This window comes from Curtobacterium sp. RIT-PI-V (assembly GCF_025642935.1).
GTDB lineage: Bacteria > Actinomycetota > Actinomycetes > Actinomycetales > Microbacteriaceae > Curtobacterium.
The window spans coordinates 1-24,341 of record NZ_JANZKM010000034.1 but is presented as its reverse complement, the minus strand read 5'-3'; the positions used below and the strand labels follow the sequence as shown (position 1 = coordinate 24,341).

Annotated in this window: 27 protein-coding genes, 1 tRNA gene and 1 pseudogene; 19 read left to right on the top strand and 10 right to left on the bottom strand. The window is 70.7% G+C overall.

Going from position 1 to position 24,341, the window contains the following annotated elements:
- Window positions 1-159: 159 nt before the first annotated feature.
- Both mtnN and OGL88_RS16150 read right to left on the bottom strand, forming a co-directional pair.
- Entirely contained in the window at window positions 160-870 is a 711-nt protein-coding gene (mtnN, locus tag OGL88_RS16155; protein ID WP_263092124.1) for a 5'-methylthioadenosine/S-adenosylhomocysteine nucleosidase, read from the bottom strand.
- A gap of 65 nt (window positions 871-935) precedes the next feature.
- Entirely contained in the window at window positions 936-1,823 is an 888-nt protein-coding gene (locus OGL88_RS16150; RefSeq protein ID WP_263092123.1) for a serine hydrolase domain-containing protein, read from the bottom strand.
- A gap of 195 nt (window positions 1,824-2,018) precedes the next feature.
- Between OGL88_RS16150 and OGL88_RS16145 the strand changes: the two genes are divergently transcribed.
- Window positions 2,019-3,035, top strand: a complete 1,017-nt coding sequence (locus OGL88_RS16145) for a zinc-dependent alcohol dehydrogenase (protein WP_111085487.1) — start codon at window positions 2,019-2,021, stop codon at window positions 3,033-3,035.
- Window positions 3,035-3,832 (top strand): hypothetical protein, encoded by a 798-nt coding sequence (locus OGL88_RS16140; RefSeq protein WP_263092122.1) that lies wholly within the window; start codon window positions 3,035-3,037, stop codon window positions 3,830-3,832. Before OGL88_RS16145 ends, OGL88_RS16140 begins: the two co-directional genes overlap by 1 nt.
- Here OGL88_RS16140 and OGL88_RS16135 read toward each other — a convergent pair.
- The gene (locus tag OGL88_RS16135) at window positions 3,725-4,387 is read right to left on the bottom strand and encodes a response regulator transcription factor (protein ID WP_263092121.1); all 663 of its coding nucleotides are present in this window, start codon (window positions 4,385-4,387) and stop codon (window positions 3,725-3,727) included. The genes OGL88_RS16140 and OGL88_RS16135 overlap by 108 nt on opposite strands.
- Window positions 4,384-5,571 (bottom strand): sensor histidine kinase, encoded by a 1,188-nt coding sequence (locus tag OGL88_RS16130; protein WP_263092120.1) that lies wholly within the window; start codon window positions 5,569-5,571, stop codon window positions 4,384-4,386. Before OGL88_RS16130 ends, OGL88_RS16135 begins: the two co-directional genes overlap by 4 nt.
- 146 nt (window positions 5,572-5,717) lie before the next feature.
- Between OGL88_RS16130 and OGL88_RS16125 the strand changes: the two genes are divergently transcribed.
- The 4 genes from OGL88_RS16125 to OGL88_RS16110 all read left to right on the top strand — a co-directional run bounded on the left by OGL88_RS16125 (window position 5,718) and on the right by OGL88_RS16110 (window position 8,400).
- Window positions 5,718-6,278 (top strand): hypothetical protein, encoded by a 561-nt coding sequence (locus OGL88_RS16125; protein WP_263092119.1) that lies wholly within the window; start codon window positions 5,718-5,720, stop codon window positions 6,276-6,278.
- Window positions 6,279-6,293: 15 nt separating this feature from the next.
- Complete coding sequence (locus OGL88_RS16120) at window positions 6,294-6,818, top strand: hypothetical protein (RefSeq protein WP_263092118.1); 525 nt, start codon at window positions 6,294-6,296, stop codon at window positions 6,816-6,818.
- A gap of 62 nt (window positions 6,819-6,880) precedes the next feature.
- Window positions 6,881-7,432, top strand: a complete 552-nt coding sequence (locus tag OGL88_RS16115; protein ID WP_263092117.1) for a cysteine hydrolase — start codon at window positions 6,881-6,883, stop codon at window positions 7,430-7,432.
- Between the two features lie 137 nt (window positions 7,433-7,569).
- Window positions 7,570-8,400, top strand: a complete 831-nt coding sequence (locus OGL88_RS16110; protein WP_263092116.1) for an SDR family NAD(P)-dependent oxidoreductase — start codon at window positions 7,570-7,572, stop codon at window positions 8,398-8,400.
- A gap of 18 nt (window positions 8,401-8,418) precedes the next feature.
- Here OGL88_RS16110 and OGL88_RS16105 read toward each other — a convergent pair whose 3' ends face one another.
- Window positions 8,419-9,054 (bottom strand): TetR/AcrR family transcriptional regulator, encoded by a 636-nt coding sequence (locus OGL88_RS16105; RefSeq protein WP_263092115.1) that lies wholly within the window; start codon window positions 9,052-9,054, stop codon window positions 8,419-8,421.
- Between the two features lie 132 nt (window positions 9,055-9,186).
- On the opposite strand from OGL88_RS16105, the gene OGL88_RS16100 reads away from it, so the two are divergent.
- From OGL88_RS16100 to OGL88_RS16075, 6 genes are all read left to right on the top strand, one after another.
- Window positions 9,187-10,116 carry an alpha/beta hydrolase family protein gene (locus OGL88_RS16100; RefSeq protein ID WP_263092114.1) on the top strand — a complete coding sequence of 310 codons (930 nt, stop codon included), beginning with the start codon at window positions 9,187-9,189 and terminating at the stop codon, window positions 10,114-10,116.
- Window positions 10,113-11,090, top strand: coding sequence for an SDR family NAD(P)-dependent oxidoreductase (locus tag OGL88_RS16095; RefSeq protein WP_263092113.1), 978 nt, complete (start codon window positions 10,113-10,115; stop codon window positions 11,088-11,090). The genes OGL88_RS16100 and OGL88_RS16095 overlap by 4 nt, the downstream gene beginning before the upstream one ends.
- 77 nt (window positions 11,091-11,167) lie before the next feature.
- The gene (locus OGL88_RS18120; RefSeq protein WP_263092112.1) at window positions 11,168-11,920 is read left to right on the top strand and encodes a CPBP family intramembrane glutamic endopeptidase; all 753 of its coding nucleotides are present in this window, start codon (window positions 11,168-11,170) and stop codon (window positions 11,918-11,920) included.
- A gap of 228 nt (window positions 11,921-12,148) precedes the next feature.
- Window positions 12,149-13,648 (top strand): FAD-dependent oxidoreductase, encoded by a 1,500-nt coding sequence (locus OGL88_RS16085; RefSeq protein ID WP_263092111.1) that lies wholly within the window; start codon window positions 12,149-12,151, stop codon window positions 13,646-13,648.
- Between the two features lie 48 nt (window positions 13,649-13,696).
- Entirely contained in the window at window positions 13,697-15,019 is a 1,323-nt protein-coding gene (locus tag OGL88_RS16080) for a cytochrome P450 (RefSeq protein WP_263092110.1), read from the top strand.
- Window positions 15,020-15,113: 94 nt separating this feature from the next.
- Window positions 15,114-15,299, top strand: a complete 186-nt coding sequence (locus tag OGL88_RS16075) for a hypothetical protein (RefSeq protein WP_146249760.1) — start codon at window positions 15,114-15,116, stop codon at window positions 15,297-15,299.
- Between the two features lie 117 nt (window positions 15,300-15,416).
- Here the strand turns inward: OGL88_RS16075 and OGL88_RS16070 are convergent, their stop codons facing one another.
- The gene (locus OGL88_RS16070) at window positions 15,417-15,638 is read right to left on the bottom strand and encodes a hypothetical protein (protein WP_263092109.1); all 222 of its coding nucleotides are present in this window, start codon (window positions 15,636-15,638) and stop codon (window positions 15,417-15,419) included.
- A 219-nt stretch (window positions 15,639-15,857) separates the two neighbouring features.
- Between OGL88_RS16070 and OGL88_RS16065 the strand changes: the two genes are divergently transcribed.
- Together OGL88_RS16065 and OGL88_RS16060 are read left to right on the top strand one after the other, a co-directional pair.
- Window positions 15,858-16,535, top strand: coding sequence for a CPBP family intramembrane glutamic endopeptidase (locus tag OGL88_RS16065; RefSeq protein ID WP_263092108.1), 678 nt, complete (start codon window positions 15,858-15,860; stop codon window positions 16,533-16,535).
- Between the two features lie 20 nt (window positions 16,536-16,555).
- On the top strand, window positions 16,556-17,026 hold the full coding sequence (locus tag OGL88_RS16060; protein WP_263092107.1) for a hypothetical protein: 471 nt from the start codon (window positions 16,556-16,558) through the stop codon (window positions 17,024-17,026).
- 324 nt (window positions 17,027-17,350) lie between these two features.
- Here OGL88_RS16060 and OGL88_RS16055 read toward each other — a convergent pair whose 3' ends face one another.
- Window positions 17,351-17,851 (bottom strand): MarR family winged helix-turn-helix transcriptional regulator, encoded by a 501-nt coding sequence (locus OGL88_RS16055; protein WP_263092106.1) that lies wholly within the window; start codon window positions 17,849-17,851, stop codon window positions 17,351-17,353.
- A 133-nt stretch (window positions 17,852-17,984) separates the two neighbouring features.
- On the opposite strand from OGL88_RS16055, the gene OGL88_RS16050 reads away from it, so the two are divergent.
- From OGL88_RS16050 to OGL88_RS16040, 3 genes are read left to right on the top strand one after another with little or no spacing between them, the layout of a single operon-like run.
- Window positions 17,985-19,445: a DHA2 family efflux MFS transporter permease subunit gene (locus tag OGL88_RS16050; RefSeq protein ID WP_263092105.1), complete on the top strand. Its 1,461-nt coding sequence runs from the start codon at window positions 17,985-17,987 to the stop codon at window positions 19,443-19,445.
- 51 nt (window positions 19,446-19,496) lie between these two features.
- Window positions 19,497-19,934: a VOC family protein gene (locus OGL88_RS16045; RefSeq protein WP_263092104.1), complete on the top strand. Its 438-nt coding sequence runs from the start codon at window positions 19,497-19,499 to the stop codon at window positions 19,932-19,934.
- Between the two features lie 9 nt (window positions 19,935-19,943).
- The gene (locus tag OGL88_RS16040) at window positions 19,944-20,849 is read left to right on the top strand and encodes an alpha/beta hydrolase (RefSeq protein WP_276583317.1); all 906 of its coding nucleotides are present in this window, start codon (window positions 19,944-19,946) and stop codon (window positions 20,847-20,849) included.
- 493 nt (window positions 20,850-21,342) lie between these two features.
- Here OGL88_RS16040 and OGL88_RS16035 read toward each other — a convergent pair.
- A tRNA-Gln gene (locus tag OGL88_RS16035) sits at window positions 21,343-21,414 on the bottom strand.
- A 79-nt stretch (window positions 21,415-21,493) separates the two neighbouring features.
- On the opposite strand from OGL88_RS16035, the gene OGL88_RS16030 reads away from it, so the two are divergent.
- Window positions 21,494-21,988 carry a MarR family winged helix-turn-helix transcriptional regulator gene (locus tag OGL88_RS16030; protein ID WP_263092102.1) on the top strand — a complete coding sequence of 165 codons (495 nt, stop codon included), beginning with the start codon at window positions 21,494-21,496 and terminating at the stop codon, window positions 21,986-21,988.
- Window positions 21,989-22,026: 38 nt separating this feature from the next.
- A complete protein-coding gene (locus tag OGL88_RS16025; RefSeq protein ID WP_263092101.1) occupies window positions 22,027-22,467 on the top strand; it encodes a VOC family protein in 441 nt (146 codons plus the stop codon).
- Between the two features lie 6 nt (window positions 22,468-22,473).
- Here the strand turns inward: OGL88_RS16025 and OGL88_RS16020 are convergent, their stop codons facing one another.
- Window positions 22,474-23,820 carry an ABC-F family ATP-binding cassette domain-containing protein gene (locus tag OGL88_RS16020; protein WP_441315711.1) on the bottom strand — a complete coding sequence of 449 codons (1,347 nt, stop codon included), beginning with the start codon at window positions 23,818-23,820 and terminating at the stop codon, window positions 22,474-22,476.
- Between the two features lie 56 nt (window positions 23,821-23,876).
- Window positions 23,877-24,243: pseudogene (locus tag OGL88_RS18180) on the bottom strand (ATP-binding cassette domain-containing protein); the annotation flags it as partial.
- Between the last annotated feature and the right edge of the window lie 98 nt (window positions 24,244-24,341).

Below are 24,341 nucleotides of genomic sequence, written 5' to 3'. Positions count from 1 at the left end.
CAGTTCGCGGAGATCTGTCGCGATGCCGGACCGGACGGTGCCCCGTGCCGCAGGATCGTCGCTTTCGCGGGCAGCACCGGTTCTCGACGTGCGCACCGGGCGGACGGGAGGCACGGGGCGGGCCCGCACCGCGCCTCCCGTCCGACGGCGGCCCGGGTCTCAGGGCCGCAGGCCGCGCACGAGGTCGTGGACCACGCGGGCGGCGCGCGTCGCGGCACCGTCCAGGTGCTCGCGGAACTCGGCACCGTCGGGGGCGCAGAGGTCGCTGATGCAGCGGACCGACACGAACGGCATGTCGTGGACGTGGGCGAACTGGGCGATGGCGGCCGACTCCATGTCGACGGCGGCCACGTCGGGGAAGGCGCCGCGGAGCGTCCGGGCGCGCCCCTCGGTGACGAAGACCTCGCTCGAGCCGATCGTCGCCGAGCGCAGCGGCCAGGCGATGTCGGCGGCCATCGCCAGCTCGACCAGTCGGGCGTCCGGGGCGTACCCGGTCGGCATGCCGGGGACCTGGCCGAGCGCGTAGCCGAACGCGGTGGCGTCCGCGTTGAGGTTGACGTACCGGTCGCCGACGATCACGTCCCCGATCGCGATGCCGTGCATGAGGCCGCCGGCGGTCCCGACGCTGATCACGGGGATGCCGGGTCCGAAGTCGTGGAAGCCGTGTGCGACCGCGGCCGTGGCGTTCGTGAAGCCGATGCCGCTGCGGCGGACGGCCACGGTGGCGCCGCCGATGTCGAGCAGCTGGTGCGGGTCGTGGCCGCCGACCGGGCCGTCGAGGATCGGGACCCCGCCGAACAGGTCGGCGAAGGCGGAGACCTCTTCGCTCATGGCCGCGATGATGATCGCGACGGGCGTCTGTTCCTGCACTGATCGATCCTCGCACGGCGGGGACGCGACGGCTGCCAGCGACGGCTGCCAGCGACGGCCGCCGGCTACCGCTGCCGGGCGAGCTCCTCGGCGACGAACGCGGCCATCGCGTCGGCGCCGAAGTGGTCGTCGGCGGTGATCGTGACCACGGTGTCGCCGTCGGGGTGGTCGTCGAACAGCAGCATCTGCCCGTACGCGCCGTGCAGCCGCCACAGCTGCCCCGGACCGCCCCAGCCGGCCATCGCGTAGCGCTGGTAGCCGGGTCCGGTCCCCTCACGCTCGACCCAGTCGGAGTGCATCGCGTCGCACCAGCGGGCGCTGACGATGCGCTGCCCGTCGACCACGCCGCCGTCGCGGATGAGCCGACCGAGGCGCGCGAGCTCCTCGGTGCGGAGCGCCAGGCCCTCACCGGCGGCGACGTACCCGTTCGGGCAGCGCAGCCATTCCACGTCCTCGATGCCGAGCGGGTCGAACAGCCGTCGGGACACGAACGCGCCGACGTCGCCGACGCGGGTCTCGAGCACGCGCATGGCGGTGTAGGTGCTGACGTTGGCGTACTGGAACACGCGACCCCGCGAGGGCCGTCGCAGGAACTCGGCCGCCAGGTCCGGCCAGTCGGTCAGCTCGGTCGCCGACCAGGGCATGTCGATCCCGCTCGTCATCGTGAGCAGGTGTCGGAGGGTGACGTGTTCGACGCCGTCCCCGAACTCGGACCCGGGCAGCGATGCGGCGATCGGTTCGTCGACGTCCACCAGGCCCTCGTCGGCGGCGATCCCGGTGGCGAGGACGCAGACGCCCTTGGCCGCGGAGTGGATCTCCTCGCGCACGTCGGGCGTCCAGCGGTGCTCGGCGATGTCGTCGTCGGCAGTCCGGACGTGCAGGCCGTGGGCGCCGAAGCCGGTCGCGTCCACGTACCGGACGATCGCGTCGAGGATGCTGGTCGCGGTGGTCACACGCCATCCTCTCGCGTGCAGCAGACTGCGTGCCCTGAACGGGACCGGACAGCCGACGGGAGGCACGTGGCGGGTCCGCCACGGGCCTCCCGTCCGATGACCCGGCGCTACTGCGATCGCAGTACGTGCGCAGGTCGCCGTCTTGGTCAGATGGTTCCGTCCCGAGCCGCCCGTGCTCGTGACGTGAGGAGCACCGTGCGCACCGTCGTCGTCACCGGCCCCGGATCCGTCGAGATCCGCGACGAGCCCGTCCCCGAGGTCGGCCCTGCCGACGTCCTGATCGCCGTCAAGGCGTGCGGGGTCTGCGGCTCCGACGCCTTCTACGCCGCGCGCGGCGGCATCCCGCCGCGCGAGGGGCACACGCCCCTCGGACACGAGGTCGCCGGAGAGGTGGCCGCCGTCGGCGACGCGGTCGAGGGCATCGCCGTCGGCGACCACGTGGTGGTGAACCCGATGGGCGACCCACGCGGGATCATCGGCAACGGCGGCCCCACCGGCGGGCTCTCCGAGTTCCTGCTCGTCGAGCAGGCCGTGCTCGGCACCAGCATCGCCCTGGTCCCGCAGGACCTGCCCTGGCAGGTGGCCGCGCTCAACGAACCGATGGCGGTCGCCCTGCACGCCGTGAACCGGACCGCACCGCAACCGGGCGACACGGTCGTCGTGTTCGGTGCCGGCCCGATCGGGCTGGGTGCCGTGATCAGCTACAAGGCGCTCGGCGTCGGGCACGTGGTCGTCGTCGACGTGATCGCGTCGCGGCTCGAGAAGGCCCTGCTCGTCGGAGCCGATGCCGTCGTGAACTCGGCGGACGAGCCGCTCGACGAGCGCCTGATCGCCCTGCACGGCGAAGCACGGGACGGCGTGGGGCACGGCGGGAAGTCCGGCACCGACGTCTGGCTCGACGCCGCCGGGGTCCCCGCCACCGTGCAGACGGCGCTGCGCCTGGCGAAGCACCGCGCGACGATCGGCGTCGTGGCCGTGCACAAGCGGCCCGTGGAGGTCGACTTCGGTGACCTGCTGGCCGTCGAGCCGACGATCGTGACCGCGATGGGGTACCCGACCGAGATCTTCGACGTCACCGAGCACATCATCGCGAACCCCGAGGCGTACGCGCAGATCGTCAGCGACGTCTTCCCGGCGAGCGACGTGCTCGAGGCTCTCCGGGTGGCTGCGACCCCTGGTGCGGCCGACAAGGTCGTCGTCACGTTCGACTGATGCCGGTGACCAGGAAGGTCGCCGTGCAGTACGCCGTCACGGTGTGGCGGGATCGGCCGCGCCGCGGGCTCGTGCTCGCCGTGCTGTCGGTGCCGAGCAGCCTCGTGATGGCGGGGTGGAAGGTCGTCCTGTTCTGCGCGGCTCCCTCGTTGTTCCTCGCCGCGACCGTGGTCTTCACGCTCGGGGTCGCGGCCGCGAAGGTCTGGGCCGTTCGTCGGCACCGGCTGTCGTTCGCGTTCGATGCGGCGAACGGCGACCGGATGCGGTTCCGGCAGGCCGGACACCGGTGGATCGGGGGTGCGGTGACCGCGATGTCGGTCGTGTTCGTCGGGTGCAGCGTGCCGATGCTCGTCGGGCGGGCGCACCCCGTGCACTACGACCAGTGGGTGGCGATCGTCATCGCGGCGGCGACGTTCGCGGAGCTGGGCATCGGGGTCTGGGGTGCGGTGACCGCGCGCAAGGACGGGGAGCCGCTCGTCGAGGCGACGAAGCTCGTGAACATCGCCGCCGCGGTGGTCCTGCTCGTGCTGACCCAGTCGGCACTGCTCTCGTTCGCGGGCAGCGCCGAGGACGCTGCTGCGTCCACGGGTGCGAGCGGGGTGTTCCTCGGCGGCGTGGCCGCGGTGATCGGGCTCGCGATGGCGCTGCGACGGTTCCCGGAAGCGACGGCGCCTCGGCCGGCGTCGGCCTCAGTCGACCAGGCCGGCCTGGAACGCGAACGCCACGAGTTGGGCGCGGTCGCGGGCGTCGACCTTCGCCATGGCCCGGTTCACGTGGGTCTTGACCGTGAGCGGTGAGAGGAACAGCTCGGCGCTGATGGCGTCGATGCCCTGACCTCGGCTGACCATCACCACGACGTCGCGCTCGCGAGCGGTGAGCGCTTCGAAGCGCCGGGTCATCTCCGGATCGACGGACGATGCGGGCGTGCGGGCGACCTGTCCGATGAGCGCCGCTGCGGCCGCCGCGGACAGGGCGCCCCCGCCGGCTGCGACCTCCTCGATCGCCGCCACGAGCTCCGCCGGACCCGCGGCCTTGCTGAGGAACCCGTTCGCCCCGGCACGCAGCGCCGCGAAGACGAGTTCGTCCTGGTCGAAGGTCGTCAGCATGACGATGCGCACCTGCTCGGCGGTGCGCTCGGCGCGGATCCGTCGGGTCGCCTCGACCCCGTCGATGCCCGGCATCCGGATGTCCATCATGACGACGTCCGCCGGGACCGACAGCGCCGTCTGCACCGCGGCGAGTCCGTCCCCGGCCTCGCCGACGACCTCGAGGCCGTCCTGCCGGCCGAGGATCGCGCGGACCCCCAGTCGGATCATGTCCTGGTCGTCGACCAGGATCACTCGTGTGCTCATCGTGCTCCGTTCGCGGTGGGCAGGTGGACCCGGACGACGAACAGCACGCCGTCCGCCGCAGCCTGGACGGATCCGCCGACGGCGGCGACGCGTTCGCGCATGCCGACCAGGCCGAGCCCGCTGCTCCGGCCCGCGACGGGCTCGTCCGCCGGGGTCCGGCGACGTGGGTTGCGGACCTCGAGCACCAGGTCGTCACCGGCGCGGGCGAGGGTGACGGTCGTCCGGCCCTCACCGTGTCGATGGGCGTTGGTGAGCGACTCCTGCAGCACCCGGTAGACCGTCACACCGATCGGCACGGAGACCGGACCGACGTCGTCCAGGCGGGCATCGACATCGAGGCCGATCCGTTCGTACGAGGCGACCAGTCCGGGGAGCTGCGCGATGCCTGGAGCCGGCGCCGTCGGGTCGTCGGGGTCAGCACGCTCGCTGCGGCCGGCGTCCGCCGAGCGGAGCACCGTCAGGACGTGCTGGGTCTCCGTCAGGACGTTCCGCACGCCGTCCCGGGCGGCATCCAGCGCACGCCGGGCCTCGTCGGCCCCGGCGGGCAGGGTGACCTCGGCGACCCCGAGCTGCATGCTGACCACCGCGATCTCGTGCCCGATGACGTCGTGCAGGTCCCGCGCGATCCGGACGCGTTCCTCGGCCACGCGGCGCTCGGCCTCGAGTTCCCGCGTGGCGACGGCATCGGCGGCGCGCTGTTCCAACGACGCCCGGTACTGGTGCTGCACCCGCAGCCCCGAGCCGATGGCCGCCGCGGCGACGACGGAGATGAGGGCGCCGAGGGCGGTCGGCACCGCACCGCCCTCCCCCGGCGCGAGGAGCGTGCCGATGACCACGCCGGGAGCGACGATCGCCGCGGCGCGGACCGGGTGCCCCTGCCGCGAGGACACCGCGAACAGCAGCAGCACCGCGCAGCTCCAGGTCACGATCGGCGACCAGCCGGACAGTCCTCCGAGCACGGGGGCGACCGTGGCGAGCCCGAGCGCTGTCCACGGTGTCCACGGCGCCGCGACGACGGCGAGCACGGTCGCGGCGACCGCGATGCCGGGCCCCGGGCCGGCATCGGCCGCGATCACCCGGCCCGACTCGATCGCGCACGCGAGCAGGACGACGGCGGCCGTGCCGCGGAACACCCAGCGGTCGTCGGGACGCCACGAACCCCAGATCGCCCGCAGTCGCCGCATGCACTCATCCTGTCGTGCGGGTCAACGGTCCGGCTACTGCGAACGCAGTAGTCGGGGGTACCACCGATCGGGGACCTGCCCGCGGCGCGTCCCCGGGACGATCGACACCAGGCCGGAACGATCCGGCACCGACCGGAGGAACCACCATGACGCTGACGAACACCGCCACTCCCGCTGCCACCACGTACGACTACTGCACCGTCGACGTCCCACGGGGCAAGGACGCCCTGTACGCGGACACCTACCGCAACTTCGGCTGGACGTCCGACGGCTCGGACCGGACGGGCGCACTGAACCGTCGGCGCACCCTCGGCCTCCGCCGCGACCGTGCCGACCGCTCCGTCGAGCTGACCGAGCTCCAGCAGAATGCCGAGGCCGCCCTGGCCACGATCGACTCGCTCGAACGCTCCCGCACGACCGCGGCGTCGGTGGTCGCGTACGCGCTCGGCGCGATCGGCAGCGTCCTGCTGGCCGCTTCGGTGTTCGCCATGCAGGACACCGTGGCGGTCCCCGACCTGCTCGGCGGGCTCGACCCGGTCACGGTGTTCCTCGTCGGGGCCGGTGGGCTGGTCAACTGGGCGATCGCTCCCGTGGCCTTCCAGCTCGTCCGCGCGGCGCGCACCAAGCGGATCCGTCCGGCCGTCGACCGCCAGTTCGACGTCGTCTACGGCGCGTGCGAGGCAGCCAGTCGTCGCCGGAACGCCTGAGCGGGGCCGAGCCCGATGACGAACACCATCGCCCGGGAAGACGCTGTCCTGCACGCGCCGGTCCCCCGCCACCTGGAGACCCGGGTGCTGTACGCGCCGACGGCGTTCGTGCCGCTCCACCGGCACACCCTGGAGCAGTTCGGCTGGACGGTGACCGTGCAGGGCGGACGGCTCGGCACGACGTCCCTGCTGCTCCAGCGGCTGCGCACCCGGCCAGACCCGGCACGACCGCTCCTCGAGCGTCGTGCCGAGCGGGCGCTGGCCCGGATCGCCGCCCTCGAGCAGCAGCCAGCCCGCCTCGCCGGTGTCGTCGCCACCGCCGGCTCCGCGGTCGCCCTGCTGGCGGTCGCGCTCGGCGGTCTGCTCGCCCTCGGCGGGGAGCCGACGCTCGCGCCGGTCCTCGTCGGTGCTGGCGCGTGGATCGCCGCTGTGGCCGCTGCGCCCGGCATCCGGTCGTGGCGCACCGAGCGGAACCAGGCAGCACTCAGCCGGGAGTACGCCGCGATCGACACGTGCACGCACCCACCGACCGACCGGTGACCGCGACCGGGATACCGCAGACGCAGTACTCGCCGCGAGGAGCGATCGAGCACCCTGGACCGGTGCCCCGAACCCTCACCGAACACACCGCCCTGCTCGTCGTCGACCTGCAGGCCGGGACCGCGCCGTACCAGCGCACCCACCCCGTCGAGACCGTCGTGACCAACGTCGAGACCCTCGCCCGCGCCACCCGTGGCGGCGGCGGCACGGTGGTCTTCATCCGCCACGACCCCGCCGCGACCCCGGCCGGCACGACCCAGTACGGCGGCGGCCCCCGCCCGGCTCCGGTCGCCTACGGCTCCCTGCTGCTCGAACGGGCCGACGCCGACGGCAACCTCACCCGCGGCGGGTGGAGCGCCTTCGCCGGCACCGGCCTCGACGAGCGGTTGCGCGCCGACGGCGTCACCGGGGTGGTCGTGGTCGGTCAGGCGACGACGTTCGGCGTCGAGTCCACGGCTCGGGCCGCGTACGACCTGGGCTACGACGTCGTCCTCGTCGAGGACGCCACCAACGACCCGGACCCCGACGCCCACGCAGACCGGTTCCGGTCGGTGTTCCCCGCGCTCGGCGTCGTCACGCAGACGGCCGACCTGGCTGGGCCGGGCGCGGCCTGAGCGGCGACCGGACGGCGGACGGGAGGCACGGTGCCAGCCCGACACGTGCCTCCCGTCCGTCACGTGGTCCGTTCAGGGCCGACCCTGTAGGACGGACGCAGCCGAGCGCACGCTCGCCCCCGACCCGAGGAGCACCCATGGCCGCGAAGACCATCGTCATCACCGGCGCGAGCGACGGCATCGGCGTCGCCGCTGCGCGGGAGCTCGTCCGCCGCGGGAACGAGGTCGTGGTGGTCGGTCGCAACCCCGCGAAGACCGAAAGGGTCGCCCGCGACCTCGGCGTCGACCACTTCGTGGCCGACTTCTCGGACCTGTCCGCCGTCCGGGGGCTCGCCGACGACCTGCTCGAGCGCTGCCCCCGGATCGACGTGCTGGCCAACAACGCCGGCGGCATCTTCAGTGCGGGCCGTCAGGTCACCGTCGACGGCCACGAACTGACGTTCCAGGTCAACTACCTGGCGCCGTTCCTGCTCACGAAGCTGCTGATGGACCGGCTCATCGCGTCCGGCGGAACGGTCATCAACACCTCGAGCGTGGCGAACAAGCTCTTCGGCCGCGTCGACATCGACGACCTCGACGCTGAGCGGCACTTCCGGGCCACCAAGGCCTACGGCGACTCGAAGCTCGAACAGATCCTGTTCACCAAGGAACTCGACCGTCGGTACCGCGACCGAGGTGTGACGTCGACGGCGTTCCACCCCGGCACGATCAGCACCGGGTTCTCGAACGACAAGACCTCGCCGATGTACCTCGTGTACCACACGCCCCTGCGCCACGTGTTCCTGACGACCCCGGAGAAGGGTGCCGACACGCTCGTGTACCTGGCGGACAACACCCCCGGTCGCGACTACCCGACCGGCGAGTACTACGTGAAGCGCAGGGTGGCGGCACCGAACGCGCAGGCCGAGGACGCCGATCTCGCACGCGAGCTGTGGGACCGGAGCGTGGCGATGCTCCACACCGCCTGACCGGTGGCGCTCAGCGCGCTACGCGCCGGTCGTCGGCGCGGGCGTGACCGGCGGCTGCGCCTGCCGCAGGCCGGTGACCAGCAGCGTCACGATCGCGCGGACGTCGTAGGCCGGGTCCTGGGGGCTCCACGCGACCAGGTCGCCGACGGCGCGGAGCAGCTGGTACGGCGACACCGACGCGACCACCTCGCCCGATGCACGAGCGGCGTCGAGCATCCGGCCCAGCACCGGGACGAGCTCGTCGACGAACAGCGTGTGCAGCGCGGTGAAGCCGTCGGCGTCGCCCTCCCACACCCGCGCCAGGCCGTGCTTCGTGCCGAGGAAGTCGACGAACTGGTGCACCCAGCGCAGGATCGCGTCGAACGCGGTCGGCGCCGAGGCGAGCAGCACGGGGCCTGCCTCCGCCAGGGCCTCGATCTGGTGCCGGTAGACGGCGACGACCAGGTCCGAGCGGGTCGGGAAGTGCCGGTAGAGCGTACCCACTCCCACGCCGGCGGCGGCAGCGACCTCGCGCACCGGCGCACCGACGCCGGACGCGGCGAAGACACCGGCCGCGGCGTCGAGGATCGTCCGCTCGTTCCGTTCGACGTCGCGGCGACGCCGGGGTGGCGCGGTGTCGTCCGACGGCGCGGTGTCGTTCGACGGCGTGCTCATCCCCCGATCATCGCACGGTCTGCGCACGGAACGGAACGACGATCCGTTTCGCTTGCAATCCGGAGCGCTGTTCCGTATCGTTCCGGAACGTCGCTCCGTTTCGGGTGACGTCCGCTTCCGGAAGGACTCCCGATGCCAGCAACAGCACCGCACCCCCAGGTGATCAGCGTGCGCCCCGTCACCCTGCCCGCGCCGACACGCGGCCACGACCTCGAGGTCCGGATCACCGCCCCGACCACGGGCACCGAGCTGCCCGTGATCGTCTTCGCCCACGGCTTCGGACAGTCGATGACCGGCGGCGACCCCCTCGTCGACCACTGGACCGCAGGCGGGTTCGTCGTCGTCCAGCCCACCTTCCTCGACTCGACGCAGTACGGCCTGACGCTCGACGACCCCCGCTACGCGACGATCTGGCAGACCCGTGTCGACGACCTCGAGCGGGTCATCGACGACCTCGACGTCGTCATCGCCGCCGTCCCCGGTCTCGCCGGACGTGTCGACCAGGCGAACCTGGCGGTCGCCGGGCACTCGTGGGGCGGCCAGTCCGTCGGCATGCTCCTCGGCGCCCGGGTGATCGGGCCGGACGGACGGCCCGGCGAGGACCGCACCGACCACCGCGTGCGAGCCGGGGTCCTGCTCTCCACCACCGGGTTCGGTGGAGCCGACCTGACGCCGTTCGCGCAGGAGCACTTCCCCTTCATGAGCCCGGACTTCAGCCAGCTGCGCACCCCGTCGCTCGTCGTCGCCGGGGACCACGACCAGTCCCGGCTCTCCACGCGCGGGCCGGACTGGTTCACCGACGTGTACCACCACAGCCCCGGCGCCCGGCACCTGGTGACGGTGCACGGCGGGGAGCACCTGCTCGGCGGCATCCAGGACTACGCGTCCACCGCCACGACCGACGAGAGCCCCGAGCGCGTGGACCTGGTCCGCCGCACCACGACGGCGTTCCTCCGGACCGCGCTCGGGCTCGACGACGGCGCGTGGTCCGCGACGGCCGACGCCATCGCCTCCGCCGAAGCCGCCGTCGGCCACATCGACTCCAAGGAGAACCACTCGTGATCACCGACCAGCACCCGCTCCCCACCCCCTTCACCGCGTCGTCCACCGCCACCGAGGTCCTCGACGGCGTCGACCTGACCGGGCGCAACGTCGTCGTCACGGGCGGCCACGGCCGCCTCGGCCGCGAGGCCAGCCGCGCCCTCGCCGCCGCCGGTGCCGTCGTCACCATCGCCTCCCGCGACACCGACCGCGCGAGCGCCGCCGTCGCCGGCATCCCCGGCGTCCGGGTCGAGCAGCTCGACCTGAGCGATCCGGCGTCGATCGACGCCTTCGCCGCACGCTGGACGGCCTCCGGCCGGCCGCTCCACGCCCTGGTGAACAACGCCGCGATGCTCTTCGCACCGGACCGGCGGCTCGACGCACGCGGCAACGAGCTGTCGTTCTCGACGTCCCACCTCGGGCACTTCCGGCTCACGCGGGCGCTCCTCCCCTCCCTGCTGGAGGCCCGTGGTGCGCGGGTACTCAACGTCACGTCCGGCGCCGCCCGCTTCGGACAGATCCGGTGGGACGACCCGGCGTTCGCCAGCGGCTACGACGCGGCCGCCGCCTACGGGCAGTCCAAACGGGCGAACGTGCTGTTCACGGTCGAACTCGACCGCCGGTACGCCGACCGGGGCATCCGTTCCTTCGCCGCGCACCCCGGCGTCATCATCGGCCCCGGCCCGCACGACGGGTCCCGGATCGCCTCGTACCGCGAGCAGGGGCTGGTCGACGACGACGGCGCGACGGTCATCGACCCCGAACACGGCAAGAAGACGATCGAGCAGGGGGCAGCGACCCTCGTGTTCGGTGCCGCGAGCCCGCTGCTCGACGGCGTCGGCGGGGTCTACCTGAAGGACAGCGACGTCGCCGTGATCGACGACGAGGTCCGGCCACTCACCGCGGAGAGCATCCCGTCGGACGCGAACTCGGCGATGCTCGACGCCGACGACGCCCGGCGGTTGTGGGAGGTCAGTGTGCGGCTGACCGCGTGAGGGCGTCGCGCCCGCTGGTAGCTTTCGGCGGAGACGAGTCGCGACTCAGGGCGATGCAACGTACGAGGGGGAACACCGTGGCCACAGATGCTCGACGCTACGGCAGGGCGATCGAACGAGCAGACGGTCGGGACTTCCCGTTCTACGACGGAGACCCGATCCGGATTGCAGCCTGGCAGTGGGTGACGATCATCATCGCGTGCGTCGCCGGCATCACCGTACTGAGCTTCTACCCGGCGGCGGACAACATCCAGTCGCTCGTGCCTCGGTTCCTCTTCACCGCGATCATGCTCGCCGTCCTCATCGCCTTCACGAGACGACACTGGGCGCGCATCTTCCAACGCACCACCGCACGCGACTTCGGCACCATGATCGTCTTCGCGATCCTCAGCCTCATCGTGTCGTTCACGGTCGGGATCATCGTGAAGGCGATCTTCGGCACCAACGCCAACACCGCGACCGACGGCATCCACGGCGCGGGTGAGATCGTCGCGTTCTACGTCGGGACCGCGATCCAGCTGCTGGGCGAGGAGCTCTTCACCATCCTGCCGTTCCTGGCGGTCATGGCGTTGTGCCACCGCATCGGACTCACCCGCACCCAGGGCATCCTCATCGCCTGGCTCGCGACCGCGATCTGGTTCGGTGCAGCGCACCTGCCGACCTACGGGTGGAACTTCGCGCAGGCGTTCCTGATCATCGGCGTCGCACGGCTGGTCCTCACGCTCGCGTACATCCGCACGAAGAACATCGCGGTCAGCACCGGCGCACACATCATCAACGACTGGGTGCTCTTCACCGGCGCGATCATCGGAGCCGCCACGAGTTCCTGAGCGGTGCGGAACTGCGCACTGCGTTCGTTCGATCGATCGTCCACCGCCTCGTGCGGAGGGCCGGCGGGCCGGCGGGCCTCGCAACTGCATCCGGTCATCACGCCAGCAGATGTGGGCGCGCCCGTCGTACTGCGATCGCAGTGATCGGACTACCGCGACCGCGGACGACACCGGGTGGTGCGCCGCGGACGATGGAGACGTCCCACAACGAGAGCCCGGGAGGTCTTCGTGGAGATCGCGGTCGACATGACGAAATGCCAGAGCTATGCGCAGTGCTGCTTCCTCGCGCCGGGGGTGTTCCGGTTCGAGGGCGAGGAAGCACTCGCCTACAACCCCAATCCCTCCGACGCCGAACGGTTCCGGGTGCTGCAGTCCGCAGCCGCGTGCCCCGTCCAGGCGATCCGTGTCGGGGGCGCACGTCTGCCGGTACGAGCAGCCGACACCGCTGAACCAGTGCACGCTCCGCTCACCGCGGACGGACGAGTCGTCGTCGTCGGCGCGTCGTTGGCTGGTCTGACTGCAGCCGAGACGCTCCGCACCTCCGGGTTCACCGGCACGATCACCGTGCTCGGTGACGAACCGCACCTGCCCTACGACCGTCCGCCGCTGTCGAAACAGGTGCTCACGGGCGTTGCCGGCACCACCTCGACACGGTTGCCGCACGCCGCGGACCTCGACGTCGACTGGCGGCTCGGCAACACTGCCACGTCCCTCGCCACCGGAGCCAGGCAGGTGCTCCTGCAGAACGGTGCGCGAGTCGACTACGACCGCCTGCTGATCGCCACCGGCCGTCGTTCACGCCCCTGGCCCGTCACCGCCGAAGCAGCGCTGGACGGTGTCTTCGTGCTCCGCACCGCCGATGACGCGGCCGCGATCCGCGAACGACTGACGGACCGCACCACGAGGGTGCTGGTGATCGGCGGCGGCTTCACCGGCGGTGAGATCGCCTCCTCCTGCAGCAGCCTCGGCATCCCCGTCACCGTCGTCGACCGTGGGCCGGCACCCATGGCGAAACTCCTCGGGACGGCCGTCGGCGAGATGATGCGTGCGCTCCACCGCGAGCACGACGTCGATCTCCGGAGCGGCACCGGCGTCACCGCCATGCTCGGTGACGACGGGGGACGACTGATCGCAGCGCAGCTCACCGACGGCTCCACGATCGACGTCGATGTGGCCGTCGTCGCGATCGGTGCCGTCCCGAACAACGAATGGCTCGCCGGATCCGGCGTCGCGAGTGACGACGGGGGTGTGCTCTGCGACGCTGCCCAGCACGCCCTCGGCACCGACGGGCAGCCCCTGCTCGACGTGTTCGTCGCCGGGGACATCGCCCGGCACCCGAACCCCCTTGCCGGGCCCGGCGTGTGGACGAGTGAACACTGGGGCGCCGCCGTCGGACAGGCCGAGACCGCAGCGCGGAACATGGTGCACGGTACGGACACACCCCATCGGGACGTGCCGGTGTTCTGGACGACGCAGTTCGGGCAGGTGCTCAAAGCGGCGGGAGAGCCGGCGATCGCCGACACCGCACAGGTCACACAAGGATCCCTCGGCGAGCGATCCGCTGTGGTCACGTTCGGCCGTGACGGACGTCTGGTCGCCGCGGTCGCCGTGAACCAGTCGAAGTGGTTGCCGTACTACCGGGCGCAGATCGAATCCGGAGCAGCCTTCCCCCTCGAAGACCCGACGGTCGATCCCGCCGCCGACACCAGGCTGTCAGCGGCGCGGTAGCGCTCGGCATCGCCCGCCACCGATCGAGCCCACCAGGAGCAGAACACGATGACCGACACCCCGCAGACCACACCGACCACCGACGCCGCACCGACGACAGCGACCGCGTCGGCGACCTGGGAGACGTTGCTCGAGCAGGACAGCCGACCCGACCCCAACCCCCACTACGAGCAGCTCCGCACCCAGCCGGTGCAGCAGCTCGACAACGGCGCCTTCCTCATCACCGGGTACGACGAGATCCTGCAGCTCGTCCACGACCCCCGCATCAGCTCCGACCCGATGGCCGCGCACCGCAAGGAGGGCACCGACGCCGGTGAGCCCGGGCTGACGTCCGCGTTCGTGATGACGGATCCGCCGGTCCACGACCGGCTCCGCCGGCAGACCATGCGCCACTTCGGGCCGCCGCACGCCGCCGACTACATCGACGGGCTCCGCCAGGACATCGACGCCATCACCCATGACCTCATCGACGGGTTCGCCGGCCGCACGGAGATCGACGTCGTCGAAGCCTTCGCGTACCCGCTCCCCGTCGCGATGATCTGCGACGTGCTCGGCGTCCCCGCGGAGGACGAGCCCCGCTTCCACGAGTGGAGCCAAGCCATCATCGCGCCCCCGGAAGCGGTCGACGACGCAGACGCTGCGGTCAAGCGCCGCGAAGCCGACGACGCATCCCGCGAGATGGCGGCCTACCTCGGCGACCTCGCCGACGCCCGGAAGGGCACGCCGCACGGTGACCTGCTGTCCGGTCTCGTCAACGACCACGGCCCCGACGGGCCGATGTCGCGCGCCGAGGTCCTGAACACGTCCATCATGCTGCTCATCGGCGGGCACGAGACCACCGTCAACATGATCGCGAACGGCACACTCACCCTGCTGCGCCATCCCGAGACCATCGACCTCATCCGCGACCACCCGCACACGATCGCGCAGGTGTTCGAAGAGCTCATCCGCGTCGAACCGCCCGCCCAGGTGACACCGAAGTACATCGCCCTCGCCGACGTCACCGTTGCCGGCGTCACCATCCCCGCCGGTTCACCGGTCTGGATCGCATGGGCGGCCGCCAACCGCGACCCTCGCCACTTCGTCGACCCGGACCAGTTCGACCCGCACCGTGCTGGCAACGACCACCTCAGCTTCGGCGCCGGCATCCACGCGTGCTTCGGGGCGCCGCTGGCACGACTGGAGACCCAGATCGCTCTCGCCGGCCTCTTCGAGCGCCTCATCAACCCGCAACTGGTCATCGACCCGCCGCCCTACCGCCGCAACGCACTCCTCCGCGGACCGAGCGAGCTGCGCATCACCTTCGACGGCGTACGCCCCGCGGTCGGACGCGATCGACGCGAACCACCGACATCGCCGGCGACGAAGTGATGCGAGGTCCCGTGACCGACCCGACTGAGCCCATCTGTCGTGAGCGGATTCCGACTCCGTTGTGGAGCAGTCGTGGGTCCGGTACCGTGCGGTCATGTCCTCGGAGCTGTGGTTCGTCATCGCGAGCGTCGCCGTCGCGATCATCGCCTGGGTGGGTCACTTCTTCGGGTGGTTCACGAGCAAGCACGGCCGCGGTGTCCCGGACGGGGCCGCGTCGACGATGCAGGGTGGCCAGCTGACGCCGCCGGATGCCGGTGGTCACGGCGGGCACGGCTCCTGACACGGCACCTGGCGTCGCATCCATCCGGGGACGGCCAGCGAACTCCCGCGTCGCACGCGCCACCTCGTGGTGGAGAGCGCCACTGGTCGCATCGTCGTCATGCGCACAGAGGGTGCGTCAGTCGGGCACGCCGGGGAGGCCGCCGCGGTACCACTCCACGTACCATGCCCAGAGCGGCACCAGCGAATCGACCGTGAAGTCGAGGGCTTTGATCGGTCCTTCGGTTGCCACGAGCCAGTGCGCGAGCCGTGTGAGCCACCGTTGCTCCGAGCCGGCGACGAAGTCCCACAACCGGTGCGCATCCGCGACCGAAACCTGATGTGGGAGAAGTCGTGCCATGTGCTTCCGACCGTGACATGCGATGCCGCGACGCCGGAAAGTCAGATCACCGAACCAGACGCAGGCAGCGAGGTGTTCGGCTTATTCGCGGATACCAGTGGTGACGCGGATCGCGGAGCCAAGTACTGACGGGCGTTCCAGGAGTTTCGGGGATTCGTTCCACGGCCTGAGCAGCCTAGAACGCACCTGGCAGCGGCGAAGGACGGTCTCATCGGCTCGGTGGTGTTGCTGGTGTTCGCACGGAGCATCGGCTTCGTCCCGCGGCCACTCTTCGGCCCGCAGCCCGTGCGCGGACGCTGGTGGATGTGGGCGGCACCGATCCTCCTCGCGGCCGCCGCCGTCTTCCACCTCGTCGGCGCCCCCTACAGCCGCTACACCCCCGGTGTCGTCGTCGCGCTGCTCATCGCGGGTCTGTTCATCGGGTTCTCCGAGGAGATCCTGACCCGCGGACTCGGCGTGGCCCTGCTCCGTCGCGGCGGGCACAAGGAGTGGAGCGTCATGGTGCTCTCCTCGCTGATCTTCGCGCTGCTGCACCTGACGAACGCGCTCTCCGGACAGCCCATCGGTACTGTGCTGTTCACGGTCGTCTACACGTTCGGGTTCGGCATCAGCATGTACCTGACGATGCGCGTCGGCGGGAACCTGGTCTGGCCGATGCTGCTGCACGCGATGACCGACCCGTCGACCGCACTCGCCGCCGGCGGCATCGACGAATCCGTCTCCACCGGCAGCAACACGGCGCTCCTCATCGCGACCATAGCCACGTTCGCGTACGACGCGTTCGCGATCGTCGGGTTCATCGCCACGCGTGGTGACGCCGAAGGGCGAGCCGACGCCGACGAACCCCGCCGCGCACGCCACGACGACCCGGCATCGCCGGCCGTCGCCACCAACTGAGACCAACGAGAGGACCCACCATGTCCCGCGAGACACACGCCCGCGAAGGCGCCGAGAAGGCCACCGGCGACCACATCCTCGACGTCGCGCTCGTCTCCCCGAAGGGATCGACGTTCGCCCGCGTCCTCGGCGCGACCGCCGGCGCCGGCCTCGGCGGCAACAACGGCGCGTCCTGGGGTGTCGCCGGTGCGCTCATCGCCGACCGGCTCAGCAGCACCGCTCACGGCACCGATCCGACCACGGTCCTCGCGATCGCCGAGGACAAGCTCCACATCCTCGGTCGCGACGCCACAGGCATCGTCGGCCACGGGAAGGACCTCGAACTCGTCGCCACGATCCCGCGCAGCAGCTTGGCGGTCGAACGCCACCACCGAGGGACGACGCTCGCGATCGAGCTCACCGACACTACGACCGGCGTCACCCTCGAGTTCGAAGCGCGGCCCCTCGGCAACCTCGGTGTCAAGGACCTCCTCCGCGAACTCGAAGAGTAGGGCCGGACCGCCGGTGTCGGCGTACAGCTCCCGTGTGATGTGTCGAGAGAGCTGCGCTACGCCGTGGTCGGGTGTCCACGTGCCAGGGTCGCCGCCTCGAACGTGTTCCTCGACTGATCCGAGCATCTGCCGTCACGGAGGAGGCGACGGAGACCATGGCGGGGTCAGAGACCTCGATACCGGGGTACTCGTCCTGAATGCAGGATGTTGCGGTCGCGGTGCAGGACCTCGGGCTTTGATCGGCAGGCGTCCCTTGGCCAATCCTGGATCCAGCTGGTCACGCCGCATCAGTTCCCGCTCCACGCGTGCCTTCTTCGAGGGCTTCTAGGAGCGCGTGCCCGCCTCGGGTGCTGGTTCTCCGACCGTTCCTGCAACGTTCGGGTCGGCGCTCAGACCGCTCGTGAATCGTCGGATGACCTGCAGCTCGGCTTCCTCGAAGGAGACCATGCGTGCGAGGATCCGCTGGCGCTCGGGCCCGAAGAACCCCTCGGCTTCGACGTGCATGTGCTTCGCCGAGTGCAGGGTCACGATTCGGCGGTCCGCGTGGCCGCGCGTCCGCGTGATGTGTCCGGCGTCCTCGAGGCGGTTCAGGAGGAGCGTCGTCGCGCCGCTGGTCATGCTGATGCGTTCTCCGAGGCGCGCGGGGGTGAGCGGCTGGCCCTGGTTCTCGGCGCTGAGAATCTCGACGATCGCCAACGCGTCGGTCGGACGCATGTGCATGTGACGCGCGAACGCGCGGCCGGAGTCGCTCTGCTCGGCACTGAACGCGAGGAGATCCTCGAGGATACGGGACCGAAGGTCTGCGCTGTCGCCTGTGGTGCTCATTGACTCAACCTCCGAGCTCCAGTCTAGAGCGCACCCCGAGTCACTTTGCCTCATAGTCACTTTGCAAAAAAGGTAGTATGGTCTCAGCAGCCGAAGCCACTGCTCGGTGAAGCGCTCTCTCGGTGAGGACCACATGACCGACACACGCACACCGACGTCGAGCGGGACGACGACGCGTCCGGGCTGGGCACTGTTCGTCATCGCGGTCTCGCAGCTGATGATCGTGCTCGACGGCACGATCGTGAACGTCGCGCTCCCGACCGCGCAACGCGACCTCGGCTTCGCATCCGATCAGCGTCAGTGGGTCGTGACCGCGTATGCGCTCGCTTTCGGTGCGCTGCTCTTGCTCGGCGGCCGCCTCACCGACATCCTCGGGCGACGACGGTTGTTCATCGTCGGCCTGGTCGGTTTCGCCGCCTCGTCGGTGATCGGCGGTGCGGCGCCGAACTTCAGCACGCTCGTCGCCGGCCGCGCTGCGCAAGGCGCGTTCGGAGCGCTCCTGGCTCCGGCCGCGCTGTCGCTGCTCGCTGCCTTGTTCACAGCGCCGAAGGAGCGCGCGAAGGCGTTCGGTGTCTTCGGCGCGGTTGCTGGTGGTGGCGCGGCGATCGGTCTGGTGCTGGGCGGCCTGCTCACGGAGTACACGTCCTGGCGCTGGACACTGTTCATCAACCTGTTCTTCGCCGCCGCTGCCGTCATCGGAGCTCTGCTGACGATCCCCGCCTCGACCAGGCGCGAACCACGACCGACGATCGACGTGTGGGGAGCGGTCCTGGTCTCCGTCGGCCTTGCCTGCCTCGTCTACGGGCTGTCGTCCGCGGAGAGTACCGGGTGGACGAGTCCCGTCACGCTCGGGTGCATGGCTGGCGGCGTCTTCGTCCTGGTCGCCTTCGTCATCGTCGAGTCCCGGACTCGGCAGCCGCTGCTGCCGCTGCGTGTGGTGCTCGATCGCAGCCGTGGGGGTGCGTTCCTCACGACCGGGATCGTGTCGCTCGCGCTGTTCAGCGTGTTCCTCTTCCTGACCTACTACCTCCAGGCGCTCCGTGGGTACACGCCGCTGCTGACCGGAGTGGCGTTCCTCCCCCTGCCGATCTCGATCGCCGTCACGTCCATCGTCATCGCACCCCGCTCGCTCGCACGACTCGGCCCAAAGGTGCTCCTCGTTGCCGGGCCGCTCCTCGCGGCAGCAGCGCTGCTCATCCTCAGCACGATGTCCTTCGACAGCAACTACTGGTTCACCGTCGTCCCGGCCCTGATCGTCCTCGGTGTCGGGATGGGCCACGTCTTCTCGGCGTCCCCGAACGTCGCGACATCGAACCTCGATCCCGGAGACCTCGGAGTGGGGTCAGCCATGGTGAACACCACCCAGCAGGTCGGTGGCGCGATCGGCACCGCCCTGCTGTCGGTCATCGCCACCTCCACCGTGTCCAGCTACCTCGCCGACCACGGAACAGGCGCCACCGCTCAGCGGCTCGCCCAGCTCGCCAGCTACCAGGCGGCGTACCTCTCCGCGGCCGGGATCCTCATTGCCCTCAGCGTGACGACCAGCATCCTCATCCGGAATCCCCCGCGACCTGGCGACACAGCCAAGCCTTGACCACCCTCTCCATCCCGACGCGACGAACGACATCAACCACGGAGTGACTCCATGAAACTCAACCACGTCAACCTCTGCTCCAGCGACGTCACCACGCTCGCCAACACCCTCGAGAACCACTTCGGGTACCGGACGCTCGAACTCGGCACCGTGCCCGACGCCGAGTGGGCCACGAACCCGGGCAGCACCTACGCGATCCTCGTCGGGGACGACGTCTCTGACATCGTCATCACCCAGATCGACCCCGTTCCAGAAGGGGAGTCCGCCTACCCGTCCCAGTTCCACTTCGGCATCATGCAGGACACCGCCCAGGCCGTGCACGCCAAGCACGCCGAACTCGAGCAGGCCGGATTCACACCCGGGAAGCTCAACCCGGGTTTCGAAGTCCTCGGTGCCACCTGGACCGCCTTCTACTGCCCCCTCGGTGACGGACTCGAAATCGAGATCAACCACCGCACCCACTCCGAGTTGCTCGACGGAACGAACTGAGGGACCCCGATGCGTCGCCGACCCTTCAACCCGGTCTTCTGGGCCCTTGCCAACCTCGGATCGCGAGTTCGGTACGTCCCGAAGGTCGCTGCGCCCTTCACGACCGACGAGCTCCCTCCGGAACGTCGACTCCAGGTGCCGACACGCCACGGCGCACTCGACGTCGTGGTTGTCAGCCCCAGCACGCCGCTCGCTCCTACGGAGACAGCCCCGCCTGTCGTCGTGCAGTTCCACGGCGGCGGGTTCCTGAATCGATACCCGGAGCAGGACCGGCACCTCGCACGGTACTTCGCCGCGAAGCTCGGCGCGGTCGTCGTGATGCCCGACTACTCGACAGCGCCGAAGGTGCGGTACCCGGTGGCTGAGGAAGAGGCATTCGACGTCGTCCGCTGGGTACAGGACTCCGGGGACCGGCAGGGGTGGGACGGTCGACGACTGTTCCTGTCAGGCATCAGCGCGGGCTCGAAGCTGTCCATCAACGTGTGCCAGCAGCTCCACGCCACCAGCAGGGCGCGACCCCTGGCCGTCTCGCTCGTCGTCCCCGTCACGGACATGAGCCGTACCGATCGACGATCAGACATCCCGCGCCCGGCGATCAGCCCGTTCGTCCAGCGACTGGTGAGCTGGGCCTACTTCCCGGACGAGGAACGCCGCCGGGAGGCGCTGGCAGCTCCGCGCTTCGACAGGGACCTCCCGACGAAGATGCCGCCCACCCTGATCCAGACCGGGCAGCACGACACGCTCAGCACGGAGGGCAAGGAGCTCGCCGAGACCCTGCGGAGCGGCGGAGTGGAGAACAGGTACATCGAGTACCCCGGAGCGGACCACGACTTCTACGCCAGCAAGCCCGCCGACCGCGTCGAGAGCACCCTCGCCGAGATCACTGCATTCTTTGCCAGCCACTTCCCGCGCTGATGGCTCCGTTGTGCCGACACTGCGGCGCCCGTTGACCCTGCCAGCGAGACCGCGGCGATGTCGGCCAGTACCTGCGCAGCGACGAGGTCGTCCTCGTCGGCGGACTCGCCGAACAGGTTGAGCGATCCGATGACGGTCGTCCGGAGCCGCAGCGGGATCGAGTGGACGGCCGTGTACCCATCTCCGCGTTCCCCGACTCAGTTCCGTACCGCACGATCGCTGCCATGCGTCGGGAGGTCGCTGCGAAAACCGTAGCTCGTCCCGAACTGAACGACCCCGATCTCGCTCGATAGCCGAGCCGAAAGCCTCCTGCCCGGGAACGGAGCAGGGGGCTCTCATCGTGCACCGATCCGTTCGTGCGCCAACGGCTCGGGCCTCATGCAACGGCCAGGGAGAGGCTCGGGGCAGTGCGCAGACGAAGTCCGGGCGGCTCCCGCACCCGTCACAAGCAGAAGAATGACCAGGGATCCGGCAAGGACCGAACAGGCCAGGGCTCCGCCTCCAGGATTCGAACCCGGACCTAACGGCACCAAAGGCCGTCGTGCTGCCATTACACCAAGGCGGAACGCACCCTTGGGTGCTCGTCCATCCTCCCATGACCGACGAGGCTGGCCGTCCGCCCCGGCTTCGGCCAAGATGGAGGGATGCCGCACCAGGACGAGGTCGATCGTATCGTCGCGGCGTGGGGTCGTGAACGTGCCGACCTCGACTTCGGCCCGCTCGAGGTCCTGTCCCGTGTCGACCGGCTCGCGCGGCACCTCGACCGCGCCCGCCGAACTGCGTTCGACGCGGGCGACATGGAGCCGTGGGAGTTCGACGTGCTGTCGGCCCTGCGGCGGGCGGGTGAGCCGTACGAGCTGAGCCCGAAGACCCTGCTGCAGCAGACCCTGGTGTCGAGCGGCACGATGACGAACCGGGTCGACCGGCTCACGGCGCGGGGCCTGGTCGGTCGGCGGACGGACCCGAAGGACGGCCGCGGCATCCTCGTGTCACTGACGACGAAGGGGCGGGTCGCGGTCGACGCGGCCATCGCAGACCTGCTGACGGCGGAGCGGGACATCCTGTCCGGGGTGTCCGACGCCGAGCAGGACCAGCTGGCCGGGCTGCTCCGACGGCTCATCCTCGGCCTCGGCGACTGAGCCGCCCGACCGACGAGACCCGGGGTAGCCTCCGGCCCATGCACGCGATCACCCTGGCCGTCGCTGACGTCGCACGTTCGGCGGAGTTCTACCGCGCCCTGCTCGGGATCGAGGGCAGCGGCGTCATCGGCACCGAGTACCCGCCGACCGAGACCGAGGCGGGCGGCACCACGGCGATGTTCACCCTCGACGATGGTCTGATCGTCAGCGTCTACGGGCGGGACGACATGGCGAAGGACTCCGGGGTGGCACTCGCCGACGGCCCCGCGGCGACGATCGGGCACTTCGTCGACAGTCAGGCCGACGCCGAAGCGTTCCTCGACCGGGCCCGGATGGCCGGCGCGACGATGCTCGCTCCGCCGTACACACGGCCGTGGGGCATGTGGTCCGGCTTCTTCCAGGACCCGGACGGCCATCTGTGGGAGGTCGTCGCGAACCCCGGTGGCGGGGCCCCCGAGGACGCGAAGCCAGCGGAGTAGCGCGCCTCAGACCCCGAGCAGCTCCGCGACCTCGAGCCAGCGCTCCTCGAGCTGCTCGATCTCGGCCTCGTGCGCGGCGAGCTTCGCCTGCAGCTCCCCGAGCCCGGCGTAGTCCGACTGGTCGTGGGTGGCGAAGTCGTCGAGCAGCTTCTTCCGGTCCGCGCCGACCTTCGTGATCTTGCGGTCCAGCGCCGACATCTCCTTCTCGGCCGTCCGACGCTCCGCGCCCGACAGCCCCGAGGCGGCCGCAGCCGACGCGCCGGAACCAGCTGACGCACTGGACCCGGCCACGGCACCGGCCGAGCCGGTCCCGCCAGCAGTGTCGGGCCTCCCGGCAGACGCGGCGGCAGCCGCAGAAGCGGTCCCACCACCGGTGCCGGCCGCACGCAGCCGCATGTACTCGTCGACGCCGCCGGGCAGGTGCCGCAGGTGCCCGCCGAGCACGGCGTACTGCTGGTCGGTGACGCGCTCGAGCAGGTACCGGTCGTGGGAGACGACCAGCAGGGTGCCCGGCCAGGTGTCGAGCAGGTCCTCCATGGCGGCGAGCATGTCGGTGTCGAGGTCGTTCGTGGGCTCGTCGAGGATCAGCACGTTCGGCTCGTCGAGCAGGATGAGCATGAGCTGCAGGCGGCGCTTCTGGCCACCGGACAGGTCCTTGACGGGCGTTGAGAGCTGCTCCGCCGTGAAGCCGAGGCGTTCGAGCAGCTGCGCCGGCGTCATCTCCTTGCCGTCGGCGACGTAGCTCGTCTTCTTGCGGGCGACGACCTCGCGCACGCGGTCGTTCGCGAACTGCGCCAGGTCGGCGAGCTGCTGGTCGAGGATCGCGACCTGCACGGTCTTGCCGGTCTTCACCCGGCCGCTCGTCGGCGCGAGCGTGCCGGAGACGAGGTTGAGCAGCGTCGACTTGCCGGCGCCGTTCGGGCCGAGGATGCCGGTCCGCTCCCCCGGTGCGATGCGCCACTCGATGCGGTCCAGGATCTGGGTGCCGTCGAACGAGACGCTCACGTCGAGCAGGTCGACGACGTCCTTGCCGAGGCGGGCGGTCGCCGTCTTCGCGAGCGCGACCGTGTCGCGGATCGGCGGGACGTCGTCGATCAGGGCGTTCGCCGCGTCGATGCGGAACTTCGGCTTGCTCGTCCGGGCCGGAGCGCCGCGGCGCAGCCACGCGAGCTCCTTGCGGGCCAGGTTCTGGCGGCGCTGCTCGCTCGCCGCGGCCTGCCGGTCGCGCTCGACGCGCTGCAGGATGTACGCCGCGTAGCCGCCCTCGAATGGGTCGACGACGCCGTCGTGGACCTCCCACGTGTCGGTCGACACCGCGTCGAGGAACCACCGGTCGTGCGTCACGACCACCATCCCGCCCTGGTTCGACGACCAGCGGCGGTTGATGTGCTCGGCGAGCCACTGGATGCCCTCGACGTCCAGGTGGTTCGTGGGCTCGTCGAGGAAGAGGACGTCCCAGTCACCGACGAGCAGCCGCGCGAGCGCCACGCGGCGGCGCTGGCCACCGGACAGCTCGTCGACGCTGACGTCCCACGGGATGTCCGACACCAGACCGCCGATGACGTCGCGGATCTTCGGGTCGCCGGCCCACTCGTGCTCTTCGAGGTCGCCGACGACGGTGCTGCCGACGGTCGCGCCCTCGGGCAGGATGTCGCGCTGGTCCAGGTAGCCGACGGTCAGCCCGCGTCGGTGCGTGACTCGGCCGTCGTCGGGTTCGAGGCGCTGGGACAGCAGCGCGAGCAGGGTCGACTTGCCGTCGCCGTTGCGTCCGACCACGCCGATCCGGTCCCCCTCGTCGATGCCGAGGGTGACGTTGTCGAAGACGACCTTGGTGGGGAACTCGAGATGCAGGTTCTCGGCGCCGAGGAGATGAG

Excerpts from the sequence above, each read along its gene's own strand:
- OGL88_RS16140 (WP_263092122.1), top strand. The coding sequence starts at position 3,035 with ATGCCGGTGACCAGGAAGGTCGCCGTGCAGTACGCCGTCACGGTGTGG.
- OGL88_RS16135 (WP_263092121.1), bottom strand. The coding sequence starts at position 4,387 with ATGAGCACACGAGTGATCCTGGTCGACGACCAGGACATGATCCGACTG.
- OGL88_RS16130 (WP_263092120.1), bottom strand. The coding sequence starts at position 5,571 with ATGCGGCGACTGCGGGCGATCTGGGGTTCGTGGCGTCCCGACGACCGC.
- OGL88_RS16125 (WP_263092119.1), top strand. The coding sequence starts at position 5,718 with ATGACGCTGACGAACACCGCCACTCCCGCTGCCACCACGTACGACTAC.
- OGL88_RS16120 (WP_263092118.1), top strand. The coding sequence starts at position 6,294 with ATGACGAACACCATCGCCCGGGAAGACGCTGTCCTGCACGCGCCGGTC.
- OGL88_RS16110 (WP_263092116.1), top strand. The coding sequence starts at position 7,570 with ATGGCCGCGAAGACCATCGTCATCACCGGCGCGAGCGACGGCATCGGC.
- OGL88_RS16105 (WP_263092115.1), bottom strand. The coding sequence starts at position 9,054 with ATGAGCACGCCGTCGAACGACACCGCGCCGTCGGACGACACCGCGCCA.
- OGL88_RS16100 (WP_263092114.1), top strand. The coding sequence starts at position 9,187 with ATGCCAGCAACAGCACCGCACCCCCAGGTGATCAGCGTGCGCCCCGTC.
- OGL88_RS16080 (WP_263092110.1), top strand. The coding sequence starts at position 13,697 with ATGACCGACACCCCGCAGACCACACCGACCACCGACGCCGCACCGACG.
- OGL88_RS16075 (WP_146249760.1), top strand. The coding sequence starts at position 15,114 with ATGTCCTCGGAGCTGTGGTTCGTCATCGCGAGCGTCGCCGTCGCGATC.
- OGL88_RS16070 (WP_263092109.1), bottom strand. The coding sequence starts at position 15,638 with ATGGCACGACTTCTCCCACATCAGGTTTCGGTCGCGGATGCGCACCGG.
- OGL88_RS16060 (WP_263092107.1), top strand. The coding sequence starts at position 16,556 with ATGTCCCGCGAGACACACGCCCGCGAAGGCGCCGAGAAGGCCACCGGC.
- OGL88_RS16055 (WP_263092106.1), bottom strand. The coding sequence starts at position 17,851 with ATGAGCACCACAGGCGACAGCGCAGACCTTCGGTCCCGTATCCTCGAG.
- OGL88_RS16050 (WP_263092105.1), top strand. The coding sequence starts at position 17,985 with ATGACCGACACACGCACACCGACGTCGAGCGGGACGACGACGCGTCCG.
- OGL88_RS16045 (WP_263092104.1), top strand. The coding sequence starts at position 19,497 with ATGAAACTCAACCACGTCAACCTCTGCTCCAGCGACGTCACCACGCTC.
- OGL88_RS16040 (WP_276583317.1), top strand. The coding sequence starts at position 19,944 with ATGCGTCGCCGACCCTTCAACCCGGTCTTCTGGGCCCTTGCCAACCTC.
- OGL88_RS16030 (WP_263092102.1), top strand. The coding sequence starts at position 21,494 with ATGCCGCACCAGGACGAGGTCGATCGTATCGTCGCGGCGTGGGGTCGT.
- OGL88_RS16025 (WP_263092101.1), top strand. The coding sequence starts at position 22,027 with ATGCACGCGATCACCCTGGCCGTCGCTGACGTCGCACGTTCGGCGGAG.
- OGL88_RS16020 (WP_441315711.1), bottom strand. The coding sequence starts at position 23,820 with ATGGTGGTCGTGACGCACGACCGGTGGTTCCTCGACGCGGTGTCGACC.